The organism is Streptomyces amakusaensis (genome assembly GCF_039532665.1).
In the GTDB taxonomy this organism is placed as follows: domain Bacteria; phylum Actinomycetota; class Actinomycetes; order Streptomycetales; family Streptomycetaceae; genus Streptomyces; species Streptomyces amakusaensis.
In genome coordinates this window covers 20,057-37,270 of record NZ_BAAASB010000011.1, presented here as the reverse complement: position 1 = coordinate 37,270, position 17,214 = coordinate 20,057, and the positions used below count along the sequence as shown (strand labels likewise).

General features: G+C 67.7%; 12 protein-coding genes and 1 tRNA gene. 3 read left to right on the top strand and 10 right to left on the bottom strand.

Going from position 1 to position 17,214, the window contains the following annotated elements:
- The first annotated feature begins 67 nt into the window (after positions 1-67).
- Genes ABD371_RS20035 through ABD371_RS20025 form a run of 3 tightly spaced genes read left to right on the top strand, consistent with a single transcriptional unit; the run spans position 68 to position 3,438 of the window.
- Positions 68-1,495, top strand: coding sequence for a hypothetical protein (locus ABD371_RS20035; protein WP_344478847.1), 1,428 nt, complete (start codon positions 68-70; stop codon positions 1,493-1,495).
- A complete protein-coding gene (locus ABD371_RS20030; protein WP_344478845.1) occupies positions 1,492-2,007 on the top strand; it encodes a Pycsar system effector family protein in 516 nt (171 codons plus the stop codon). The genes ABD371_RS20035 and ABD371_RS20030 overlap by 4 nt, the downstream gene beginning before the upstream one ends.
- Positions 2,008-2,028: 21 nt before the next feature.
- Positions 2,029-3,438, top strand: a complete 1,410-nt coding sequence (locus tag ABD371_RS20025) for a M48 family metalloprotease (RefSeq protein WP_344478843.1) — start codon at positions 2,029-2,031, stop codon at positions 3,436-3,438.
- A gap of 74 nt (positions 3,439-3,512) precedes the next feature.
- On the opposite strand, the gene ABD371_RS20020 is transcribed toward ABD371_RS20025, so the two are convergent.
- From ABD371_RS20020 to ABD371_RS19975, 10 genes are all read right to left on the bottom strand, one after another.
- Positions 3,513-7,412, bottom strand: coding sequence for a DNA-directed RNA polymerase subunit beta' (locus tag ABD371_RS20020; protein ID WP_190121719.1), 3,900 nt, complete (start codon positions 7,410-7,412; stop codon positions 3,513-3,515).
- A 97-nt stretch (positions 7,413-7,509) separates the two neighbouring features.
- Positions 7,510-10,992, bottom strand: coding sequence for a DNA-directed RNA polymerase subunit beta (gene rpoB, locus ABD371_RS20015; protein WP_344478841.1), 3,483 nt, complete (start codon positions 10,990-10,992; stop codon positions 7,510-7,512).
- A gap of 624 nt (positions 10,993-11,616) precedes the next feature.
- Entirely contained in the window at positions 11,617-12,000 is a 384-nt protein-coding gene (gene rplL / locus ABD371_RS20010; RefSeq protein WP_190121720.1) for a 50S ribosomal protein L7/L12, read from the bottom strand.
- Positions 12,001-12,115: 115 nt separating this feature from the next.
- Positions 12,116-12,646 (bottom strand): 50S ribosomal protein L10, encoded by a 531-nt coding sequence (gene rplJ, locus ABD371_RS20005; protein ID WP_190121721.1) that lies wholly within the window; start codon positions 12,644-12,646, stop codon positions 12,116-12,118.
- A gap of 327 nt (positions 12,647-12,973) precedes the next feature.
- Entirely contained in the window at positions 12,974-14,107 is a 1,134-nt protein-coding gene (locus ABD371_RS20000; RefSeq protein WP_344478839.1) for an SCO4651 family lipoprotein, read from the bottom strand.
- 175 nt (positions 14,108-14,282) lie between these two features.
- Complete coding sequence (gene rplA, locus ABD371_RS19995) at positions 14,283-15,005, bottom strand: 50S ribosomal protein L1 (RefSeq protein WP_190121722.1); 723 nt, start codon at positions 15,003-15,005, stop codon at positions 14,283-14,285.
- 79 nt (positions 15,006-15,084) lie between these two features.
- Positions 15,085-15,519, bottom strand: coding sequence for a 50S ribosomal protein L11 (gene rplK, locus ABD371_RS19990; protein WP_190121723.1), 435 nt, complete (start codon positions 15,517-15,519; stop codon positions 15,085-15,087).
- A 178-nt stretch (positions 15,520-15,697) separates the two neighbouring features.
- Entirely contained in the window at positions 15,698-16,639 is a 942-nt protein-coding gene (gene nusG / locus ABD371_RS19985) for a transcription termination/antitermination protein NusG (RefSeq protein ID WP_344478837.1), read from the bottom strand.
- Positions 16,640-16,729: 90 nt separating this feature from the next.
- Positions 16,730-17,008: a preprotein translocase subunit SecE gene (gene secE / locus ABD371_RS19980; RefSeq protein WP_190121725.1), complete on the bottom strand. Its 279-nt coding sequence runs from the start codon at positions 17,006-17,008 to the stop codon at positions 16,730-16,732.
- A gap of 107 nt (positions 17,009-17,115) precedes the next feature.
- Positions 17,116-17,188, bottom strand: a tRNA-Trp gene (locus ABD371_RS19975).
- Positions 17,189-17,214: the final 26 nt, after the last annotated feature.

The following is a 17,214-nucleotide window of genomic DNA, read 5'->3' as shown; positions in this document are numbered from 1 at the left end:
CCGCACGTCTGTCTGTCTGTCTGTCCGCCGAACCCATCGGCACCCGTTTCCCGAGGAGAGAACCGAAATGGCCGACTTCCACCGCCCGCCCGAGTGGCGGCAAGCGGCAGACCGGCACACCCCGCTGATAGACCCGGTGCTCACCGTGCGGCAGCTGTCGCGCTTCGAGTTCTCCCGCAAGGGGCTGACACGCATCGACCACGCGCTGGTCTTCACCAGCCCGAAGGGCGCCTACGACGCCTTCCTGCCGCCCCTGCGGCCCTCCCGCTCGGAGGTCGCGGCCAAGCGGTACACCTCGGTGTACGAGGTGGACATGGGCGTGCACCCCTTCCGCACCGCGCTGGCGCTGCCCAGCGACAACGACGCCTTCGAGTTCGAAGCCGCGGTCGACCTCTCCTGGCAGGTGGCCAATCCGGGCCAGTTCGTCAGGAGCGGCCACCGCGATGTGCCGGCCCTGCTGGTGGGCGAACTCCAGCTGGCCGCCCGCCCGGTGACCCGGGGCTTCGCCATCGCGCAGAGCGCCTGGGCGGAGGAGGCGATGCTGCGGGCGATCGCCGCCATGGGGCCGCTGGGCTCCTCGGCCGGGCTCCGGGTGAACTGCACGGTGCGGCTGCGCCGGGACCAGGAGAACATCGAGCACCAGCTGCGGCTCCAGGCCATCGACCACTCGTCGACCGAGGACATCCGGGCGGCGGAGCGGGGCATGGAGGCGGACGTCTCGCTCGACCAGCGGGCCCGCCAGCAGGATCAGCTCCAGCTCGGCCGGGCGGCGGAGTACGGCAGGACGGAACAGGAGCTGGCGCTTCAGCAGCAGCGGTGGGCGCATGAGCGGGCCGTGCTCCGGAGCCATCAGGAGATCGAACTCCAGAAGCTCGAAGCCAAGAAGATCGACTTCTACCAGTGGCATCTCCAGCAGGGCGGAGTGCACCAATGGGCGCTGCATCTGGCCCAGCACCCGGAGGACTCGCTGCTGGTGATGAACAACATGCGCGACGACCAGCTGCGGCTGATCCAGTCCCAGATGGAGCTGGTGAAGCAGCTGCTGGCCGGGGACACCGCGGAGAGCTACGAGCTGGAGGGACCCAAGAAACTGGCGCTGCGGACCATGAGCGACATCCTCAACCAGCGGCTCCCGGGGGTCGGTCAGAACCCGCCGGTGCTTCCGGAAGAGGATCCCTCGGCCACGGCCACCGTCACACAGCAGCCGCAGCCCCAGCTGGAACAGGACCCTGGGTCGGCGACCCCCACGGCCTCGGAGCCCGCGCCCCCGCCCCCGCCGGCAGTCCCCCCGGCGGTCCCGCCGAGGCCCTCGTACGCACCCGGCGATGTGCTGCCGCCCGCGCGCGCCGAGGCGGCGGCGGACACCCCGGCCACGATCCCCGGCTGGCAGCCGCCGCCGGGCTACGGCAGCTCCCCGGCACCCGCCCCCGCTCCCTCCCCCGCGCCGTCGGCGGGCGAGGACGACGGCCCGGAGCGGGAGGGGACACCCTCATGACCACCGCGACCCCGCTCCCCGGACCCGAACCGACCTCGGCGGAACGCCTGCTCAACGAGTTGCGCACCGAGATCGCCCGCGCCGACAGCAAGGCGTCGGTCCTGGTGGCGGCGCTCGGCATGACGGCGGGCGTGTTCAGCGGACTGCTCGCCGGGCGGGACTGGACGCCCCGGGAGCTGTCCACCCCGGCGTCCGCCGTCTGGTGGGCGGGGGCGATCTCCTTCGCCCTCGCCCTGACCGCGCTGCTGCTCGCGGTGCTCCCCCGCTACGGCAAGGAGCGCTGGACACCCGGACAGCCGCTCACCTACTTCGGCGATGTGCGGCAGGCCGCCAGAACCGGAGAGCTGGCCGCCGCGCTCGACGCACAGGACCGGCACCCCGCCGCCGGACTCACGGCGGCGCTCACCGAGACCAGCCGTATCGCGGCGCGCAAGCACCAGTGGATACGCACCGGGCTGATCGCCTTCAGCGTCGGCACCGTGCTGCTCCCGGCCTCCCTGCTCATCGGCTGACGTACCCGCGAAGGACACACGATGACCCATCCACCGGCCGCCCAACCGCCGAGCGAGCCCACCCCCGCCCAGCCGACGGGCCCGAAACCGGCGGGCCCGCGGGATTTCGCGGCCCCCGCCCCGGAACCGGCCTACCCGACGCGGAGCCCCGAGCCCTCCTACCCGACCATGGCCCCGGAACAGCCGACGGCCGCGCCCCCGGCCCCGGCCCCGGCCCCGGAGTACCCCGTCCGGAGCCCTGAGCCCAAGCCCAAGCCCGAGCCCGAGCCGCAGGCGGCCCCGGAGCCCTCGTACCCCGCCCAAAGCCCGGAACCGGCCTACCCGACCGCGGCCCCTGAGCCGGACTACCCCATCGCGCCCCCGGACGAGCCGGCCTACCCGACCGCGCCCCGGGACGAGCCCGCCGCCCCGCCGCCTCCGGCTCCCGCACCGGCTCCCGCACCCGCGGCCCCGCACCGGCCGAAGGAGGCCGTCGAGCACCCGCACCACATCCCCATCGAGCAGCGGCGGGTCCATCTCTCCGCGCACCAGCGCGGCGCGGACGCCACCGCCGTGGGAAGTCTGCTGCTGCATCTGCCCAACTTCATCGGCAGCCTCTTCGTCATCGCGCTGATCTCGCTCTTCTTCCGCGACTTCGGATTCATCTTCGTGCTGGCCTGGCTGCTCAGCGGGGCGCTCATCTTCCACCGGCCCACCGAGAGCGCCATCGCCCGGCGGCTGCTGGGGCTGCGCCACCCGACTCTCCACGAGAGCGCCCGGCTGGAGCCCGTCTGGCGGGAGGTCACCGCGCGCGCGGGCGTCGCGGGTGACAAGTACGAGCTGTGGGTGGAGGACAGCGACGATCTGAACGCCGTGGCGGCGGCCGGCCATATCGTCGGCGTCACCCGGTTCGCCCTGGGGCAGCTCCCCAACGGCGAGCTGGCCGCCGTCCTCGCCCATGAGCTGGGCCACCATGTCGGCGGCCACTCCTGGTCCTCGCTGCTCGGCTACTGGTACGCGCTGCCGGGCCGGATCGCCTGGCGGGTGATGCGGGCCGTGGGCCGGGTCGTCTACAAGGTGTCCCGGGTCTTCTCCTGCCTCGGGATCGGCATGCTCGTGCTGGTCTTCGGGGCCTTCGCCATCGCCACGATCAGCACGCTGTACGGGCTGCCGCTGCTCATCCTCGCGGTGCCGTACGCGCTCGCCGCGGTGAGCAGGCGCGCCGAGCTGCGGGCCGACCAGCACGCGGCGGCGCTCGGTTTCGCGCCGATGCTGGCGTCCGTGCTGGACCGGCTGCACCAGGCCGATCAGCAGCGGGCGCAGGTGGCCATGGCGTACAACGGCGGGGTGCCGCTCCAGGAGCCCAGCGCGCTCAGCAAGCTGCTCTCCTCGCACCCGGACCTCCACACCCGGCTGCACCGTCTCCGGCCCTACCTCGAACCCTCGCGCTGAGCGGCCCCGCCGCTCCCCCGGGCACGCCGAAGGGCGGCCACCCCTGTCGGGGTGACCGCCCTTCGGAACCACTCTTACTGGTTGTACGGACCGTAGTCGTAGTCCTCCAGCGGGACGGCCTGGCCGGAGCCGGTGCCGAACGGCGAGTAGTCGATGTCGTCGTAGCCGACGGCCGAGTACATCGCGGCCTTGGCCTCCTCGGTGGGCTCCACCCGGATGTTGCGGTAGCGGGCGAGGCCCGTACCGGCCGGGATGAGCTTACCGATGATGACGTTCTCCTTGAGGCCGATCAGGGAGTCCGACTTGGCGTTGATCGCCGCGTCGGTCAGAACCCTGGTGGTCTCCTGGAAGGACGCCGCCGACAGCCACGACTCGGTCGCGAGCGAGGCCTTGGTGATACCCATCAGCTGCGGACGGCCGGAGGCGGGGTGACCGCCCTCGGTGACCACACGACGGTTCTCGGTCTCGAACTTCGACCGCTCGACCAGCTCGCCCGGCAGCAGCTCCGCGTCGCCGGACTCGATGATCGTCACACGGCGCAGCATCTGCCGGATGATGATCTCGATGTGCTTGTCGTGGATCGACACACCCTGCGAGTTGTACACCCGCTGGACTTCGCCGACCAGGTGGACCTGGACCGCACGCTGGCCGAGGATGCGCAGCACGTCGTGCGGGTTGGTCGCACCGTAGGTGAGCTTCTGGCCCACCTCCACGTGGTCGCCCTCGTGGACCATGACCTTGGCGCGCTTGGAGATCGGGAACGCCGTCTCCTCGCTGCCGTCGTCGGGGGTGACGACGATCTTCTTGGTCTTCTCGGTCTCCTCGATACGGATGCGGCCGGCCGCCTCCGAGATCGGGGCGACACCCTTGGGCGTACGGGCCTCGAAGAGCTCGACGACACGCGGCAGACCCTGGGTGATGTCGTCACCGGCCACACCACCGGTGTGGAAGGTACGCATCGTCAGCTGGGTGCCGGGCTCACCGATGGACTGGGCGGCGATGATGCCGACCGCCTCACCGATGTCGACCAGCTTGCCGGTGGCCAGCGAGCGGCCGTAGCAGTAGGCACAGGTGCCGACCGCGGACTCACAGGTCAGGACCGAGCGGGTCTTGACCTCTTCGACGCCGGCGGCGACGAGCGCGTCGATGAGGACGTCACCGAGGTCGACGTTGGCAGGCGCGATGACCTTGCCGTCGACCACGACGTCCTCGGCGAGCATCCGTGCGTACACGGAGGTCTCGACGTCGTCCGTCTTGCGCAGAACGCCCTCGGCGCTCTTCTCGGCGATCCGCAGCTTGAGGCCGCGGTCGGTGCCGCAGTCCTCTTCGCGGATGATGACGTCCTGCGAGACGTCCACCAGACGACGGGTGAGGTAACCCGAGTCGGCGGTACGCAGGGCGGTGTCCGCCAGACCCTTACGGGCACCGTGGGTGGAGATGAAGTACTCCAGCACGGACAGACCCTCGCGGAACGACGCCTTGATGGGACGGGGGATCGTCTCGTTCTTGGCGTTGGACACCAGACCACGCATACCGGCGATCTGACGCATCTGCATCATGTTTCCACGAGCACCCGAGTCCACCATCATGAAGATGGGGTTGGTCTTCGGGAAGTTCGCGTTCATCGCCTCGGCAACCTCGTTGGTTGCGCGGGTCCAGTTCTCGATCAGCTCGTTCGTGCGCTCCTGCTTGGTGATCAGGCCGCGCTCGTACTGCTTCTGGATCTTCTCGTCCTTGGCCTCGTACGAGGCGACGATCGCCTTCTTCGCCTCCGGGACGACGATGTCCGAGACGGCGACGGTGACGCCGGAACGAGTGGCCCAGTGGAAGCCCGCCGCCTTCAGGTTGTCGAGCGTCGCCGCCACGATGACCTTGGGGTAGCGCTCGGCGAGGTCGTTGACGATCTCGGAGAGCTGCTTCTTGCCGACCGAGTAGTCGACGAAGGGGTAGTCCTCGGGCAGCAGCTCGTTGAAGAGCGCGCGGCCCAGGGTGGTGCGCAGCCGGAAGCTGTCACCCTGCTGCCACTCCGGCTCGCCCTCTTCACGGACCGGCGGGGTCCAGCCGCGCGGCGGGATGGTGCCCACCGGGAAGCGGATGTCGACCTTGGCCTGAAGAGAGAGCTCACGGGCGTCGAACGCCATGATCGCCTCGGCGGTGGAGCCGAAGGACCGGCCCTCGCCCTTGACCTCGCGCTCCTCTTCGTCCGTGGTGAGGAAGAAGAGGCCGAGCACCATGTCCTGGGTGGGCATGGTGACGGGACGGCCGTCGGCCGGCTTGAGGATGTTGTTCGAGGACAGCATCAGGATGCGGGCCTCGGCCTGCGCCTCCGCGGAGAGCGGCAGGTGGACGGCCATCTGGTCACCGTCGAAGTCCGCGTTGAACGCGGTGCAGACGAGCGGGTGAATCTGGATGGCCTTGCCCTCGACCAGCTGGGGCTCGAAGGCCTGGATGCCGAGTCGGTGCAGGGTGGGCGCACGGTTCAGCAGAACCGGGTGCTCGGCGATGACCTCTTCGAGGACGTCGTAGACGACCGTGCGGCCGCGCTCGACCATCCGCTTGGCGCTCTTGATGTTCTGCGCGTGGTTCAGGTCGACCAGGCGCTTCATCACGAACGGCTTGAAGAGCTCCAGCGCCATGGCCTTGGGCAGACCGCACTGGTGCAGCTTCAGCTGGGGGCCGACGACGATGACGGAACGGGCCGAGTAGTCGACTCGCTTGCCGAGGAGGTTCTGACGGAAACGGCCCTGCTTGCCCTTGAGCATGTCGCTCAGGGACTTCAGCGGGCGGTTGCCGGGGCCCGTGACGGGGCGACCGCGGCGGCCGTTGTCGAACAGCGCGTCGACGGCCTCCTGGAGCATCCGCTTCTCGTTGTTCACGATGATCTCGGGGGCACCGAGGTCAAGGAGACGCTTGAGGCGGTTGTTCCGGTTGATCACGCGGCGGTACAGGTCGTTCAGGTCGGAGGTCGCGAAGCGGCCACCGTCCAGCTGCACCATCGGACGCAGGTCCGGCGGGATGACCGGGACGCAGTCCAGCACCATGCCCTTGGGGCTGTTGCTGGTCTGGAGGAACGCGGAGACGACCTTGAGACGCTTGAGCGCGCGGGTCTTCTTCTGGCCCTTGCCGGTGCGGATGATCTCGCGGAGGCGCTCGGCCTCCTCGTCGAGGTCGAAGGACTCCAGACGCTTCTGGAGCGCCGCGGCGCCCATCGAGCCGTCGAAGTAGGTGCCGAAGCGGTCGCGCAGCTCGCGGTAGAGCAGCTCGTCGCCCTCGAGGTCCTGGACCTTGAGGTTCTTGAAGCGGTTCCACACCTCGTCGAGGCGGTCGATCTCGCGCTGGGCGCGGTCGCGCAGCTGCTTCATCTCGCGCTCGGCGCCTTCGCGCACCTTGCGGCGCACATCGGCCTTGGCGCCCTCGGCCTCGAGCTCGGCCAGGTCGGTCTCGAGCTTCTTGGCACGGGCCTCGAGGTCGGCGTCGCGGCGGTTCTCGACCTGCTGGCGCTCGACGGAGACATGCGCCTCCAGCGAGGGCAGGTCGCGGGTGCGGCGCTCCTCGTCGACGAACGTGATCATGTACGCGGCGAAGTAGATGACCTTCTCGAGGTCCTTCGGCGCGAGGTCCAGCAGGTATCCGAGGCGCGAAGGAACGCCCTTGAAGTACCAGATGTGGGTGACGGGCGCGGCCAGCTCAATGTGGCCCATCCGCTCACGGCGCACCTTGGCGCGGGTGACTTCGACGCCACAGCGCTCACAGATGATGCCCTTGAAGCGGACACGCTTGTACTTACCGCAGTAGCACTCCCAGTCCCGGGTGGGGCCGAAGATCTTCTCGCAGAAGAGTCCGTCCTTCTCGGGCTTGAGCGTGCGGTAGTTGATCGTCTCGGGCTTCTTGACCTCGCCGTGGGACCACTGGCGAATGTCGTCAGCGGTGGCCAGGCCGATCCGAAGCTCGTCGAAGAAGTTGACGTCGAGCACTATGCGTCAATCCCTCTCAGGGTTGTGTCTCAAGGTGGTCTGTACGGGGTCCGGGGCAGCGGCCGGGATCACCTCGCGGTGATCCCGGCCGGACCCGTCAGACCTCTTCGACGCTGCTCGGCTCGCGCCGGGACAGGTCGATGCCGAGCTCTTCCGCAGCGCGGAAGACGTCCTCGTCGGTGTCGCGCATCTCGATGGACATGCCGTCCGAGGACAGCACCTCCACGTTGAGGCACAGGGACTGCATCTCCTTGATGAGCACCTTGAAGGACTCGGGGATGCCGGGCTCGGGGATGTTCTCGCCCTTGACGATGGCCTCGTAGACCTTCACGCGGCCGGTGACGTCGTCGGACTTGATCGTCAGCAGCTCCTGGAGGGCGTACGCGGCGCCGTAAGCCTCCAGCGCCCACACCTCCATCTCACCGAATCGCTGGCCACCGAACTGGGCCTTACCACCCAGCGGCTGCTGGGTGATCATCGAGTACGGTCCGGTCGAACGCGCGTGGAGCTTGTCGTCGACCAGGTGGTGGAGCTTGAGGATGTACATGTAGCCGATGGAGATCGGCTCCGGGAACGGCTCGCCGGAGCGGCCGTCGAACATCCTCGCCTTGCCGGACGGGAGGACCATGCGGTCGCCGTCGCGGTTGGGGATGGTGGACTCGAAGAGACCGGAGATCTCGTCCTCGCGGGCGCCGTCGAAGACCGGGGTCGCGACGTTGGTGCCGGGGGCGACGTCGTCGGCCCCGATCGCCTTGAGGCGCTCCATCCACTCTTCGTTGCCCTCGACCTTCCAGCCCTGGCTGGCGAGCCAGCCGAGGTGGATCTCGAGGACCTGTCCCGGGTTCATTCGGGACGGCACGCCGAGCGGGTTGAGGATGATGTCGACCGGGGTGCCGTCCTCCAGGAACGGCATGTCCTCGATCGGCAGGATCTTCGAGATGACGCCCTTGTTGCCGTGACGGCCGGCGAGCTTGTCACCGTCGGTGATCTTGCGCTTCTGCGCGACGTAGACGCGGACCAGCTGGTTCACGCCGGGCGGCAGCTCGTCGCCCTCCTCGCGGTCGAAGACGCGGACGCCGATGACCTTGCCGATCTCGCCGTGGGGCACCTTCAGCGAGGTGTCACGGACCTCACGGGCCTTCTCGCCGAAGATCGCGCGGAGCAGGCGCTCCTCCGGGGTCAGCTCGGTCTCGCCCTTGGGCGTGACCTTTCCGACCAGGATGTCGCCGGCGACGACCTCGGCACCGATACGGATGATGCCGCGCTCGTCGAGGTCGGCGAGGACCTCCTCGGAGACGTTCGGGATGTCCCGGGTGATCTCCTCGGGGCCCAGCTTGGTGTCACGGGCGTCGACCTCGTGCTCCTCGATGTGGATCGAGGAGAGGACGTCGTCCTGCACGAGGCGCTGCGACAGGATGATCGCGTCCTCGTAGTTGTGACCCTCCCACGGCATGAACGCGACGAGCAGGTTCTTGCCGAGCGCCATTTCGCCCTGCTCGGTGGCGGGGCCGTCGGCGAGGACCTGGGACTCGATGACCCGGTCGCCCTCGGAGACGATGACCTTCTGGTTGACCGAGGTTCCCTGGTTGGAACGGGAGAACTTGGCCACCCGGTAGGTGGTGTAGGTGCCGTCGTCGTTGGCGACGGTGATGTAGTCCGCGGAGACCTCCTGGACCACACCGTCCTTCTCCGCCTTGATGACGTCACCGGCGTCGACCGCGCAGCGGTACTCCATGCCGGTGCCGACCAGCGGCGACTCCGCCGTGATCAGCGGAACGGCCTGACGCATCATGTTCGCGCCCATGAGGGCACGGTTGGCGTCGTCGTGCTCCAGGAAGGGGATCATGGCGGTCGCGACCGACACCATCTGGCGCGGCGAGACGTCCATGTAGTCGACCTCGGCCGGCGGCACGTAGTCGACCTCGCCGCCACGGCGGCGGACCAGCACGCGGGGCTCGGTGAAGCGCATCTCGTCGGAGACGATCGCGTTCGCCTGGGCGATGACGAAGCGGTCCTCCTCGTCGGCGGTCAGGTAGTCGACGTCGTCGGTGACCTGTCCGTCCACGACCTTGCGGTACGGGGTCTCGACGAAGCCGAACGCGTTGACCCGGCCGTAGGAGGCGAGCGAGCCGATCAGACCGATGTTCGGGCCTTCGGGGGTCTCGATCGGGCACATGCGGCCGTAGTGCGAGGGGTGCACGTCACGGACTTCGAAGCCGGCCCGCTCACGCGAGAGACCACCCGGACCGAGCGCCGACAGACGGCGCTTGTGGGTGAGACCCGAGAGCGGGTTGTTCTGGTCCATGAACTGCGACAGCTGGCTGGTGCCGAAGAACTCCTTGATGGAGGCGACGACCGGCCGGATGTTGATCAGGGTCTGCGGCGTGATCGCCTCGACGTCCTGGGTCGTCATGCGCTCGCGCACGACGCGCTCCATACGGGCGAGACCCGTACGGACCTGGTTCTGGATCAGCTCGCCCACATTGCGCAGACGGCGGTTGCCGAAGTGGTCGATGTCGTCGGTCTCGACGACGATCTGCGTGCCGGACTCGCCGACCGTCTCGGTCTCGCCGGCGTGCAGCTTGACCAGGTACTTGATCGTGGCGATGACGTCGTCGGTGGTGAGCACCCCGGCGTCCAGCGGCTCATCCGCGCCGAGCTTCTTGTTCACCTTGTAGCGGCCGACCTTCGCGAGGTCGTAGCGCTTCGGGTTGAAGTAGAGGTTCTCGAGCAGCGTCTGAGCGGCCTCGCGGGTGGGCGGCTCGCCCGGGCGGAGCTTGCGGTAGATGTCGAGCAGCGCGTCGTCCTGGCCCTGGGTGTGGTCCTTCTCCAGGGTGGCGCGCATCGACTCGTACTCGCCGAACTCCTCAAGGATCTGCTCGGTCGTCCAACCGAGGGCCTTGAGCAGCACGGTGACGGACTGCTTGCGCTTGCGGTCGATGCGGACACCGACCATGTCGCGCTTGTCGATCTCCATCTCCAGCCAGGCACCCCGGGACGGGATGATCTTGGCCGTGTAGATGTCCTTGTCGGACGTCTTGTCGATGGAGGAGTCGAAGTAGACACCCGGCGAGCGGACCAGCTGCGACACGACGACACGCTCGGTGCCGTTGATGACGAAGGTGCCCTTGTTGGTCATGAGCGGGAAGTCGCCCATGAAGACCGTCTGGGACTTGATCTCGCCGGTCTCGTTGTTGGTGAACTCGGCCGTGACGAAGAGGGGCGCGGCGAAGGTGAAGTCGCGCTCCTTGCACTCGTCGATCGAGTTCTTGGGAGGCTCGAAGCGGTGGTCCCGGAAGGTCAGGGACATCGACCCGCTGAAGTCCTCGATCGGGGAGATCTCCTCGAAGATCTCCTCCAGACCGGACTTGGTGGGGACGTCCTGTCCACTCTCCAGAGCCGCCTCGACCCGAGCCTTCCACGCGGCATTGCCGAGCAGCCAGTCGAAGCTCTCGGTCTGGAGCGCGAGGAGGTTCGGAACCTCAAGAGGCTCTTTGATCTTTGCAAAGGAGATGCGCAGCGGGGCAGTGCTGGCGCCGTTGTTCGTATTCGCGGTCGAGGCGTTGCGCGAGGCGGCCAAGAGGGGGTCCTTCCGAGGGCTCGGACTCACTACGCGCGTACCGGTCCCAAGCCAGGCACAGGGAGAGAAATCCCAGGTCAGGGATGGATCAATCCACTGTGCTGAATGCGAGGGGATGCCCCTGGTGACGGGCAGGGGGCAGCTAACAGGCAGCGCAAAGGGTCAGTGTAGCCACTTGGCACACTGATGTCCAGTGCGGGTTCTGATGACCCTCGTTGTTCTCAACTCCGCGCTACCCCGCGCCATGAGGCGCACCTCGATACTGCCCGTTCGGCCGTCGATCCATGCCTCGGATCCGGATCGTTGTGACGACGCGTCCTGAGAATTGCGCGCTGCGTGCGGTTCGTCAAGGCCCCCCGCCCCGGACTGGCTGCTGGGATCGTCACTGACCAGGGGCTGACCTGGGCCTGATGCGCACGGCGATGATCACCATACTCCCCGCCCCGGGAAGTGCAACGCAGCCCTCGCTCAACGCCGAAAGGCGACCACCCGGATGGGTGATCGCCTTTCGCTGAGCCCTGGGAGGCCGCGCCGGGGTCCGGGGAGGGGCGGGGTATTCAGCCCTTTCCCGGAGCCTCAGCGGCCCTCTGAGAGGCCCGGAGAGTCACAGGGTGACTCGATGGGTCACTTGACCTCGACGGAGGCGCCGGCGCCCTTGAGGGACTCGGCGGCCTTCTCGGCGGCGTCCTTGGCGACCTTCTCGAGGACGGGCTTCGGGGCGCCGTCCACGAGGTCCTTGGCCTCCTTGAGGCCCAGGGAGGTCAGCTCGCGCACGACCTTGATGACCTGGATCTTCTTGTCACCGGCGGCGGTGAGGATGACGTCGAACTCGTCCTGCTCCTCGACGGCCTCGGCGGCGGCGGCAGCGCCACCGGCGGCGGCGACGGCGACCGGGGCGGCGGCGGTGACGTCGAACTTCTCCTCGAACGCCTTCACGAAGCCGGCGAGGTCAATGAGGGTCATGTCCTCGAACTGGGCAAGCAGCTCGTCCTGGGTGAGCTTCGCCATGATGGGCGATCCTTCCACTAATTCGGCGTGTGCCGGGTGTATGTGTCGGCGGGCGTACGGCCCGCTGCGATCAGCGCCGCCTCAAGCGGCGGCACCGATCAATGCGCGAGCCGAATTACTCGGCACCGCCCTGCTCGGCCTGCTTGGCACGAAGCGCCTCCGCGGTGCGGACGAACTTCGAGGGAAGCGCCTGGAAGAGCGCGGCAGCCTGGGACTGCTTGCCCTTCATGGCGCCCGCCAGCTTGGCGAGCAGAACCTCGCGGGACTCGAGGTCCGCGAGCTTCTTGATCTCATCGGCGGACAGCGCCTTACCGTCAAGGACACCGCCCTTGATGATCAGGTTCGGGTTGTCCTTGGCGAAGTCACGAAGACCCTTCGCCGACTCCACCGGGTCACCGGTGACGAAGGCAACTGCCGTCGGACCGTTGAACAGGTCGTCGAGCGAGTTGATCCCGGCCTCGTTGGCCGCAATCTTGGTCAGCGTGTTCTTCACCACGGCGTACTGGGCGTTCTCACCGAGCGAACGGCGCAGCTCCTTGAGCTGAGCCACGGTGAGACCCCGGTACTCGGTCAGCACGGCGGCGTTCGAGCTGCGGAACTGGTCCGTCAGCTCGGCTACCGCGGCAGCCTTGTCGGGCCTTGCCATGAGCGTCGGCCTCCTTCCGGGTGATGAGGACCGCGCGGACCCGAAGGAGACTCACAAAAAACAAAACGCCCCGGCGCAGGCGCACGGGGCATAGCTCAACCGGAACGAGTCCGGGAACTTTCCACTGTCACCTGCGCGGGTCGTCCGTGGTTAGCGGATCCTTCGGCCGCCGCATCCTCTTGCGAGGGCACGGCAACGACCAGCGGTCTTTGGCTTCTCCCGAAGAGTACGCGAGCGGAATGCGCGGAGGCAAATCCGCCCAACCGGGGCCGCCGGAGACGGCTGAAGCGGCTCCCGGCCCGGATGCCCGGACGGCCAGGAGCCGCTTCAGTGCCCCGGGGGCGTCAGCCGGTGGCGGGTGGAGCCCTGCAGCTCCTTCAGCTCCGCCTCGGCCTTCTTCAGGTCCTTCTCGGCCTGCTCCAGCTCCTTGAGGTCCTTCTGCAGGCTCGCGTCCCCCTCGACATCGACGCCCAGCTCCTCAAGATCCTTGAGCGCCTTCTCCAGCTCGTCGCCGATCGGGGTCTCGTCGGTGCCCTTCGCGGGCTCCTCCTCGGGCGCGGACTCCTCCATGGCCTTCCCGAGGTCCGTGAACATCTCCATCACGTCCACGGTCTGGCCGGCGGGCGGGGCCTCGACCTTGACCTCGACGCCGTAGCCCGAGTAGGTCGAGACCATGTCCATGTCGCCGTCGGACGTCTTCATGGAGACCTCGATCCGCACCGGGAGATCGTCCTCGTTGATCCACAGCTCGGTGTCGTAGGTCTTGATGCCGGACGCCTTCATGCCGTCGAGGAGGCTCTCGCGCTCCTTATCGTCGAGGAGGTCCACGGTCTTGTTGCCCTTGAGCATCTCCTCGACCGTGAGGCTGCCCCGGTAGTGCTGCGCCCGCACTCCGTCGATCTTCTTCTCACCGACGCGCTTGACGTTCGGCGACTCCAGGAGGAAGGCCATCTGCTGGGCCGGGTCCTGGTTCATCGAGTCCAGGCCGCCGGTGAGCTGCTTCTGGAGTTCCTTGTCACCGCTCTCGCCGGACATCTCGGCGATCGCGCCCAGGTCCATCTTCATCCAGCGCTTGCCGTCCATGTCCTTGGCGGCTTCCGCGCCCATGTCCATGTACAGGGCCTTGCCGACCCACTTCATGGCCATCTTCTCCGGGGCCGGGGCCCCGGAGGCGAAGAGCTCGCCGCCGCCGGTCATGGTGAGGTCCATCAGGGTGGGGTCCCAGCCCTGGACGCCGGAGATCTTCGCGGTCCCGTTCTCCCCCTTCGGGCCGCCCTTCATCGTGATCTCGTGCGTGACCTCGGCCGTCCTGGCCTTCTCGGTCTTCTTGTACGAAGCGGTGAGGGCCTGTGTCACCGTGCGCTCCTGCGCGCCCGACTCGGTGCCGCAGCCGGCGGCACCGACGACCATGGCTATCGCCGTCGCCGAGACTCCGGCGCGCTTCCACGCGGTCTTGCTCATGACCCGTCCCTTGATTCTTTTTTCCATCTTTTATGAACAGATGGACGGTATCCCACGCCACTGACAGCCCGACAATGAAAAAAATCCGGCCCCCGACGCCTCGTGAGAGACGCGGGGGCCGGACTCGGTACTGCTTCGCTCCGCCAGGCGGAAGAACCAGCGGCTGCCGTCAGGATCAGACGGCGGCCGGGTCCTCCTCGACCAGCAGGTTGCGGGTGCGGTTGGAGTCCAGCGGGATGCCGGGGCCCACCGTCGTGGTCAGGGTCGCCTTCTTGATGTAGCGGCCCTTCGCGGCGGACGGCTTCAGACGGAGGATCTCCTCCAGCGCCGCACCGTAGTTCTCCACCAGCTTGGTCTCGTCGAAGGAGACCTTGCCGATGATGAAGTGCAGGTTCGAGTGCTTGTCGACGCGGAACTCGATCTTGCCGCCCTTGATGTCGGTCACAGCCTTGGTGACATCGGGGGTGACGGTGCCGGTCTTCGGGTTCGGCATCAGACCACGCGGACCGAGCACGCGGCCCAGGCGGCCGACCTTGCCCATGAGGTCCGGGGTGGCGACGACGGCGTCGAAGTCCAGACGGCCCTTCGACACCTCGTCGATCAGCTCGTCGGCGCCGACGATGTCGGCGCCCGCGGCACGCGCGGCCTCGGCACGGTCACCGGTCGCGAAGACCAGGACCCGGGCGGTCTTACCGGTGCCGTGCGGAAGGTTCACGGTGCCACGGACCATCTGGTCGGCCTTGCGCGGGTCGACACCCAGGCGGAAGGCGACCTCGACGGTGCCGTCGAACTTGGTGGACGCGGTGTCCTTGGCGAGACGGACGGCCTCGAGGGGGGCGTACAGACGCTCCCGGTCGATCTTGGCGTCCGCAGCGCGGAGATTCTTGCTGCGCTTCACTGCTTCTCCTGGTGGTTCAGGTGTGGAGTTGTGGTGCGGACCAGCGCGTGGTCCTGCCACAGAGGTCAGACGGGGACTGTCAGCCCTCGACCGTGATGCCCATGGAACGGGCGGTGCCGGCGATGATCTTCTCGGCGGCGTCCAGGTCGTTGGCGTTCAGGTCGGGCATCTTGGTGGTGGCGATGTCGCGGACCTGGTCGCGCGTGAGCTTGGCGACCTTCGTCTTGTGCGGCTCGCCGGAGCCCTTGTCCACACCAGCGGCCTTGAGGATCAGCTTGGCGGCCGGCGGAGTCTTGGTCACGAAGGTGAAGGAACGGTCGTCGTAGACCGTGATCTCCACCGGCACGACCATGCCACGCTGCGACTCGGTCGCGGCGTTGTAGGCCTTGCAGAACTCCATGATGTTGACGCCGTGCTGACCCAGCGCGGGGCCGACCGGCGGGGCCGGGTTGGCCGCGCCGGCATTGATCTGGAGCTTGATAAGCCCCGTGACCTTCTTCTTCTTGGGAGGCATTGCTCTCTCCGGGTCCTAGTGAGAGTTTTCAGCACCCCACCCGGTCATCCGGATGGAGGCATACCGCACAACGATAACGGGTATAGGTGTCCGGTTAAAAACCGACAGGTCAGAACGGCCGTGAAGGGCCGTTCTGACCTGGTCGGATTCTTCGCGCCCCGGCGGCTGCCGCCAGGAGCTAGTTCTTCTGGATCTGGTCGAAGCTCAGCTCGACCGGGGTCTCCCGGCCGAAGATCTCGACCAGGCCCTTGACCTTCTTCGAGTCCGCGTTGATCTCGTTGATGGTGGCCTGGAGGGTGGCGAAGGGACCGTCGGTGACGGTGACCGAGTCGCCGACCTCGAAGTCCAGCACCTGGACCTCGACCCGGCGCGCCGGAGCCGGCTCGCCCTTGGCCTCGGCGGCCTCGCGGGCGGCCTTCTCCTCGGCCTCCGGGGCGAGCATCTTGACGATCTCGTCCAGGGTCAGCGGGTACGGGTCGTAGGCGTTGCCGACGAAGCCGGTGACGCCGGGCGTGTTGCGCACGACGCCCCAGGACTCGTTGGTGAGGTCCATACGGACCAGGACGTAGCCGGGAAGCTTGTTCTGGCGGACGTTCTTACGCTCGCCGTTCTTGATCTGGACGATCTCTTCCTCGGGCACTTCGGCCTGGTAGATGAACTCCTCGACGTTCAGCGAGACGGCGCGCTGCTCCAGGTTGGCCTTGACGCGCTTCTCGTACCCGGCGTACGTGTGGATGACGTACCACTCGCCGGGGAGCGTGCGCAGCTCGTCGCGGAACGCGGCGGCCGGGTCGACCGGGGCGGCGGGCTCCTCGGCGGCCTCGGCGGAGTCCTCGTCGGAAGCCTCTTCCTCGGAGTCCTCGTCGCCCTCGTCCTCGGAAGCGTCCTCGTCGGAGGCCTCACCGACGACCTCGGCGACGCCGTCGGCGTCCACCTCGATCAGGGCCTCGGTGTCGTCGTCGATGTGCAGCGCGGCTTCCTCGGCCGGCTCGCCGGCCTCGGCGTCAGCAGCTTCCGCCTGGTCCTCGTCGGCCGCCTCAACGATGTCGAGCTGGTCCTCGGCGGACTCGATGCTCTCGTCGCCGGGCTCAACGGCCTCGTTCAGGTTCGGGTCAGACACGGTGGCTGCTTCTTTCTGGATACAGATGGGTGGAACGTGCGAAAGGCCGCCGCCAAGCGGATACGCCCCTGGCCGGCACCCTTCGCGGGATCAGCCAAAGACGTACTTGACGGCTTCCTGGAATCCATAGTCCATCACGGTCACCAGACCGATCATGATGACGACGAAAACAATCACCACGGTGGTGTAAGTCGTCAGCTGGTTGCGCGTGGGCCAGACGACCTTGCGCAGCTCGGCGACAATCTGCCGGTAGAAGAGCGCGAGACGCCCGAAGGGGCCCTTCTTCCCGCGCTTGCCACCACGGCGAGACTTCTGAGGCGCTTCGTCCTCGGCATCAGGCGTGTCGATGGAGCCCACGGCGTCCGTCACGTTCTTTCACCTGATTCCGGGTCGTGGCCATGCCGCGCCCGGTGGAGCCGCACGGCGGTTCATTAAATGTACGTACATGCGCACACACCTGGCGAAGGTGTGTGTAGCAGGGCCGGAGGGACTTGAACCCCCAACCGCTGGTTTTGGAGACCAGTGCTCTACCAATTGAGCTACGACCCTTTGTGGCTTCCCCAACCTACCGCATC

Bases quoted from the DNA above. Each gene is read 5' to 3' on its own strand.
- ABD371_RS20035 (WP_344478847.1), top strand. From the start codon at position 68: ATGGCCGACTTCCACCGCCCGCCCGAGTGGCGGCAAGCGGCAGACCGG.
- ABD371_RS20030 (WP_344478845.1), top strand. From the start codon at position 1,492: ATGACCACCGCGACCCCGCTCCCCGGACCCGAACCGACCTCGGCGGAA.
- ABD371_RS20025 (WP_344478843.1), top strand. From the start codon at position 2,029: ATGACCCATCCACCGGCCGCCCAACCGCCGAGCGAGCCCACCCCCGCC.
- rplL (WP_190121720.1), bottom strand. From the start codon at position 12,000: ATGGCGAAGCTCACCCAGGACGAGCTGCTTGCCCAGTTCGAGGACATG.
- rplJ (WP_190121721.1), bottom strand. From the start codon at position 12,646: ATGGCAAGGCCCGACAAGGCTGCCGCGGTAGCCGAGCTGACGGACCAG.
- ABD371_RS20000 (WP_344478839.1), bottom strand. From the start codon at position 14,107: ATGAGCAAGACCGCGTGGAAGCGCGCCGGAGTCTCGGCGACGGCGATA.
- rplK (WP_190121723.1), bottom strand. From the start codon at position 15,519: ATGCCTCCCAAGAAGAAGAAGGTCACGGGGCTTATCAAGCTCCAGATC.